The following is a 5,480-nucleotide window of genomic DNA, read 5'->3' as shown; positions in this document are numbered from 1 at the left end:
GCAGTACCATCGGCGCTGGTGGACTTAGCTTCCGGGTTCGGAATGGGACCGGGCGTGACCCCACCGCTAACACCACCGACAAAAACCAGGCAACAACCCATCCCCACCACAACTTTGGGTGGGTGGTGTCATGCCAGACACTGAATAACGGACGCGAGCAAAAACCCTGTAATTCACACTTTGTGTGTTGAATGTTTGGTCTATTAGTACCGGTCACCTCCACACCTTACGATGCTTCCAGATCCGGCCTATCAACCCCATCATCTATAGGGGACCTCAAAAGAAACCTAATCTTGGAACAGGCTTCCCGCTTAGATGCTTTCAGCGGTTATCCCTTCCGTACGTAGCCAACCAGCCATGCCCCAGGCGGGACAACTGGCACACCAGAGGTACGTCCATCCCGGTCCTCTCGTACTAGGGACAGCCTTCCTCAAGTTTCTACGCGCGCGGCGGATAGAGACCGAACTGTCTCACGACGTTCTAAACCCAGCTCGCGTGCCGCTTTAATGGGCGAACAGCCCAACCCTTGGGACCTACTCCAGCCCCAGGATGCGACGAGCCGACATCGAGGTGCCAAACCATCCCGTCGATATGGACTCTTGGGGAAGATCAGCCTGTTATCCCCGGGGTACCTTTTATCCGTTGAGCGACACCGCTTCCACAAGCCGGTGCCGGATCACTAGTCCCTAGTTTCCTACCTGCTCGACCTGTCAGTCTCACAGTCAAGCTCCCTTGTGCACTTACACTCAACACCTGATTGCCAACCAGGCTGAGGGAACCTTTGGGCGCCTCCGTTACTCTTTGGGAGGCAACCGCCCCAGTTAAACTACCCACCAGGCACTGTCCCTAACCCGGATCACGGGCCGAGGTTGAGATGTCCAATACGATCAGAGTGGTATTTCAACAACGACTCCACCCCAACTGGCGTTGAGGTATCACAGTCTCCCACCTATCCTACACAAACCGAACCGAACACCAATACCAAGCTATAGTGAAGGTCCCGGGGTCTTTTCGTCCTGCCGCGCGTAACGAGCATCTTTACTCGTACTGCAATTTCGCCGGGTCTGTGGTTGAGACAGCAGGGAAGTCGTTACGCCATTCGTGCAGGTCGGAACTTACCCGACAAGGAATTTCGCTACCTTAGGATGGTTATAGTTACCACCGCCGTTTACTGGGGCTTAAATTCTCCGCTTCGACCCGCAAAAGGGGTCTAACAGGTCCTCTTAACCTTCCAGCACCGGGCAGGCGTCAGTCCGTATACATCGACTTACCCGTCTTCGCACGGACCTGTGTTTTTAGTAAACAGTCGCTTCCCTCTATTCTCTGCGGCCACAACCAGCTCAACCACGTCGGTCACCAGTCATGGCCCCCCTTCTCCCGAAGTTACGGGGGCATTTTGCCGAGTTCCTTAACCACAGTTCTCCCGATCGCCTTAGTATTCTCTACCTGACTACCTGTGTCGGTTTCGGGTACGGGCCGTATATCCACATCGCTAGAGGCTTTTCTCGGCAGCATAGGATCACCAACTTCCCCAAATACGGGTACGCATCACGCCTCACCCACATGTGCTCCGGATTTACCTAGAACACGGGCCACACGCTTACACCACGATATCCATCACGTGGCACGGCTACCTTCCTGCGTCACCCCATCACTTGGCTACTACCAGTTCAGGTCCCCAGCATCACACACACCAACCAACCTAAAAGGCCGGCACAAGGCGCGTGTTCAGGTGGGTTAGTATCCCTGATTCACCATGGGCGCGGACACACGGGTACGGGAATATCAACCCGTTATCCATCGACTACGCCTGTCGGCCTCGCCTTAGGTCCCGACTCACCCTGGGAGGATTAACCTGGCCCAGGAACCCTTAGTCATTCGGCGGAGGAGTTTTCCACTCCTCATTCGCTACTCATGCCTGCATTCTCACTCGCGCACACTCCACACTAGGGTTACCCCAGCGCTTCACAGCAGTCACGCGACGCTCCCCTACCCAACCACCAAAAGGTGATTGCCGCGGCTTCGGCGGTGTACTTGAGCCCCACTACATTGTCGGCGCAGAACCACTCGACCAGTGAGCTATTACGCACTCTTTCAAGGATGGCTGCTTCTAAGCCAACCTCCTGGTTGTCTTCGCGATCCCACATCCTTTTCCACTTAGCACACCCTTAGGGGCCTTAGCCGGCGATCTGGGCTGTTTCCCTCTCGACTACGAAGCTTATCCCCCGCAGTCTCACTGCCGTGCTCTGACCTCACCGGCATTCGGAGTTTGGCTGATGTCGCTAAGATGATAGTCCCGCTAAACCAACCAGTAGCTCTACCTCCAGGAGGAAACACACGACGCTGCACCTAAATGCATTTCGGGGAGAACCAGCTATCACGGAGTTTGATTGGCCTTTCACCCCTACCCACAGCTCATCCCCTCAGTTTTCAACCTAAGTGGGTTCGCGCCTCCACAGAGTCTTACCTCTGCTTCACACTGGCCATGGGTAGATCACCCCGCTTCGGGTCCAGGACATGCCACTGACAACACACTAGTTAGTATTCGCTTTCGCTACGACTACCCCACCAAACGGGTTAACCTCGCGACATGCCGCTGACTCGCAGGCTCATTCTTCAAAAGGCACGCCATCACCCCACAAAAAAGGGCTCTGACGGATTGTAAGCACATGGTTTCAGGTACTATTTCACTCCCCTCCCGGGGTACTTTTCACCATTCCCTCACGGTACTAATCCGCTATCGGTCATAAGCAGGTATTTAGGCTTACCGGGTGGTCCCGGCAGATTCACAGCAGATTCCACGAGCCCGCTGCTACTCGGGCAACACACCAATTGCACGCACGGGTGTTTCACGTACCGGACTCTCACCGTCTACGGCAGGACATTCCAATCCACTTCCGCTACACCCACACAACACAACGCAGGACTAGCAGACCCTGCACAATGCATCCCCACAACCCCACGCACGCAAACCCTGCCAGGTATCACACGCACGCGGTTTAGCCTCATCCACGTTCGTTCGCCACTACTAACGGAATCACAATTGTTTTCTACTCCTACGGGTACTGAGATGTTTCACTTCCCCGCGTAACCACCAATTAGACTATGAATTCATCTAACGGCGACCGCCCACAACGACGGCCAGGTTTCCCCATTCGGACACCCTCGGATCAACGCTCAGTTGGCAGCTCCCCGAGGCCTATCGCAGCCTCTCACGTCCTTCATCGGCCTACTATGCCAAGGCATCCACCATGCGCCCTTACAACACAACACACAAACAAATAACTAAGAACAATCACAAACAGAAAAACTGCTTGACAAAATCGAACTTACAGAAAAACAAGATGCTCGCGTCCACTATCCAGTTCTCACACAACACCCACACACCACACACAAACCACCAAACAGCAGCCTGCCCGCAGCACGCAGCAACCTGTAAACAGGAACAACAACATGTGTCATCCCAGACACCCAACAGCGCACCAACAACCAACCAACACCAAAGGAAAGCACAAACGCTTAAAGTCATCACACGCACGCGCAGACCACCACTTCAGTGATCTAACCAGTAGGTGTTCCACCCAAAAAACAAAAAATAGCCACACGCCACCAACACGATGACACATGACACAAAGAAAAAATAATCTCCTTAGAAAGGAGGTGATCCAGCCGCACCTTCCGGTACGGCTACCTTGTTACGACTTCGTCCCAATCGCCAATCCCACCTTCGACAGCTCCCCCACAAAAAAAGTGTTAGGCCACTGGCTTCGGGTGTTACCGACTTTCATGACGTGACGGGCGGTGTGTACAAGGCCCGGGAACGTATTCACCGCAGCGTTGCTGATCTGCGATTACTAGCGACTCCGACTTCACGGGGTCGAGTTGCAGACCCCGATCCGAACTGAGACCGGCTTTGCGGGATTAGCTCGCCCTCACGGACTGGCAACCCACTGTACCGACCATTGTAGCATGTGTGAAGCCCTGGACATAAGGGGCATGATGATTTGACGTCATCCCCACCTTCCTCCGAGTTAACCCCGGCAGTTTCTTACGAGTCCCCACCACAACGTGCTGGCAACATAAGACAAGGGTTGCGCTCGTTGCGGGACTTAACCCAACATCTCACGACACGAGCTGACGACAACCATGCACCACCTGTATACAAGCCACAAGGGAAACACCATCTCTGGCGCGATCCTGTATATGTCAAGCCCAGGTAAGGTTCTTCGCGTTGCATCGAATTAATCCACATGCTCCGCCGCTTGTGCGGGCCCCCGTCAATTCCTTTGAGTTTTAGCCTTGCGGCCGTACTCCCCAGGCGGGGCGCTTAATGCGTTAGCTACGGCACGGATCCCGTGGAAGGAAACCCACACCTAGCGCCCACCGTTTACGGCATGGACTACCAGGGTATCTAATCCTGTTCGCTCCCCATGCTTTCGCTCCTCAGCGTCAGTTACTGCCCAGAGACCCGCCTTCGCCACCGGTGTTCCTCCTGATATCTGCGCATTTCACCGCTACACCAGGAATTCCAGTCTCCCCTACAGTACTCAAGTTATGCCCGTATCGCCTGCACGCCCGGAGTTAAGCCCCGGAATTTCACAGACGACGCGACAAACCACCTACGAGCTCTTTACGCCCAGTAATTCCGGACAACGCTCGCACCCTACGTATTACCGCGGCTGCTGGCACGTAGTTAGCCGGTGCTTCTTCTCCATCTACCGTCAGAAACCCTTCGTCGATGGTGAAAGGAGTTTACAACCCGAAGGCCGTCATCCCCCACGCGGCGTCGCTGCATCAGGCTTCCGCCCATTGTGCAATATTCCCCACTGCTGCCTCCCGTAGGAGTCTGGGCCGTGTCTCAGTCCCAATGTGGCCGTCCACCCTCTCAGGCCGGCTACCCGTCGCCGCCTTGGTAGGCCATTACCCCACCAACAAGCTGATAGGCCGCGGGCCCATCCCACACCGAAAAAACTTTCCACCACACCCTCACGGTGCGGTCCTATCCGGTATTAGACCCAGTTTCCCAGGCTTATCCCGAAGTGCAGGGCAGGTCACCCACGTGTTACTCACCCGTTCGCCACTCGTGTACCCCAGCAAGCTGGAGCCTTACCGTTCGACTTGCATGTGTTAAGCACGCCGCCAGCGTTCGTCCTGAGCCAGGATCAAACCCTCCATCAAAAACCCTTCAAATCAGAAGAATCAAAAAAACAATGAAAGGCCCAAAAACCTGACAAAAACAGACAAACAACCACCACACACCACAAACAGTGCGCGGCCTGGCCGTTATCCAAAAATAAAACGTTCTCCCCTTCGAACCGACGAGGCCAAAAAAGAAGAGAACAACCATGATCTTTCCCACAAATGAAAAAACCACGCGAAAAGCACCCAAACAAAGGCGCCGCCACGCAATCCATCACCCGCAAGCACAAAAGGACCCAAAACAAACAAAGGCCCCCGGCACCCACCAGCAACACACACGC

1 protein-coding gene and 3 rRNA genes are annotated in these 5,480 nt (G+C 54.7%); all 4 read right to left on the bottom strand.

The annotated features are described in order from the left end of the window. A 5S ribosomal RNA gene (gene rrf, locus CRD13_RS08300) occupies window positions 1–80 on the bottom strand; the annotation flags it as partial. A gap of 102 nt (window positions 81–182) precedes the next feature. Further along, a 23S ribosomal RNA gene (locus CRD13_RS08295) occupies window positions 183–3,273 on the bottom strand. Window positions 3,274–3,653: 380 nt separating this feature from the next. After that, window positions 3,654–5,178: ribosomal RNA gene (locus tag CRD13_RS08290) — 16S ribosomal RNA — on the bottom strand. Window positions 5,179–5,283: 105 nt separating this feature from the next. Beyond that, window positions 5,284–5,480, bottom strand: a 197-nt coding sequence (locus CRD13_RS10905) for a hypothetical protein (RefSeq protein WP_207105045.1), incomplete at its 5' end; no start/stop codon positions are given.

This window comes from Corynebacterium sp. LK26 (genome assembly GCF_014335085.1).
GTDB lineage: Bacteria > Actinomycetota > Actinomycetes > Mycobacteriales > Mycobacteriaceae > Corynebacterium > Corynebacterium jeikeium_D.
The sequence above is the reverse complement of the archived record's forward strand: the minus strand, read 5'-3'. Positions and strand labels throughout refer to the sequence as shown.